The organism is Pontimonas sp., assembly GCF_031581085.1.
Lineage (GTDB): Bacteria > Actinomycetota > Actinomycetes > Actinomycetales > Microbacteriaceae > Pontimonas.
Genome location: NZ_JAVLBO010000071.1, coordinates 1 through 1,352, shown reverse-complemented (window position 1 = coordinate 1,352; position 1,352 = coordinate 1). Strand labels below are relative to the sequence as shown.

Below are 1,352 nucleotides of genomic sequence, written 5' to 3'. Positions count from 1 at the left end.
ATCCTCTCCAACATGCGCACGAACCAACCGTGTTGGTGATGGACGTATTCGGCGTCGGGTTGGCTGAAAATCGTGCGAATGAGGGAGGCGATCATTTCCTGCCTGCCCTGGGGCAGGGTGGCCAGGGCGTTGCGGAGGAAATGAACCCGACACCTCTGCCAAGTACTGCCTTGCAGGGTGACCTGGATAGCGGTTTTCAAGCCTTTGTGGGCGTCAGAGACGACCAGGGCAACCCCGTGGAGACCCCGGTCAGTCAAACCCCGCAGAAACTCGGTCCAGAACGCTTCTGTTTCACTGTGACCAACATCAACACCGAGTATTTCGGGAGTTTGTTGTCACTCTGGGCCCATCAGCCCAAGGCACATTAGCTCCGACACCAAAAGCGACCACGACCGCTTGGGACACGATCGCCCCACCAACCCGGGCCTTGCAGTAGGTGGCATCGAGGAACACGTAAGGGTAAGACGTGTCAGTAAGGTCCCGGCTTCGAAACGCGTGGCCATCCTCATCCAAGTCAACACAAATCCTGGACACTTCCGATTTCGAAATGCCCGAATCAGCTCCGAGAGCTTTCACCAGGTCACAGGCTTTCCGGGTCGACACCCCGTGAACGTAGGCTTCCATCACGACCGCGTAGAGGGCTTCATCAACCCTTCTGCGACGCTCCAACAACGCCGGGAAGAAAGAACCGGTTCGCAGTTTCGGAATACGAAGGTCAAGATCACCCGCCTGAGAAGTCAACAGCCTCGGTCTCGACCCATTTCGGTATGTCGTGCGATCACCGGAGCGCTCATGAGGCAGAGCGCCAATCGTCGCGGCAGCTTCCGCATCAATCAACTCCTGATACACACGCTCCAGAGCGGTTCGCACCCGGTCGGTCAGGTCCGTGTCTTTCAGTTGGGAAAGCAAAGCAAGCAAGGCAGAATAGGGGGGAGCTATCGTGTGTGAGTTCCTTTCGTGGAGATTTTGAAGGTTTTCACCGACTCTCACACGATGGCTCACTCAATGTCGAAAACGACACCCGCGAGCCGAGGAAATTACACCACTCCACGGGACGCTAACCGACTCGCTGACCTCATCGGTGTGCCGACCTATTTTTGTGACCCCTACTCGGCGTGGCAGCGAGGCACTAACGAACACTTCAACGGACGCCTCCGGCGTTACATTCCTAAGAAAACCCGGTTCGATACGTTCACCCAAGAAGAACTCGACGCCTGGGTCCACGAGATCAATAACCGGCCCCGGAAAGTCCTGAACTGGTCCACCCCCGCAGAAGTGTTCCAACAACTATGCTCACAGTCACAAAACCCCCAACCGTTGCACTTCCAACTAGAAGCCGGGGGCCGGCCAAA

At 56.7% G+C, this 1,352-nt stretch carries 1 protein-coding gene and 1 pseudogene; one reads left to right on the top strand and one right to left on the bottom strand.

What is annotated here, in order from left to right; translation table 11 throughout:
• Positions 1 to 939 (bottom strand): annotated as a pseudogene (locus tag RI518_RS07930) (IS256 family transposase); the annotation flags it as partial.
• Between the two features lie 54 nt (positions 940 to 993).
• On the opposite strand from RI518_RS07930, the gene RI518_RS07925 reads away from it, so the two are divergent.
• Positions 994 to 1,352 (top strand): IS30 family transposase (locus RI518_RS07925; protein WP_310689835.1); only part of this gene is annotated, 359 nt, incomplete at its 3' end.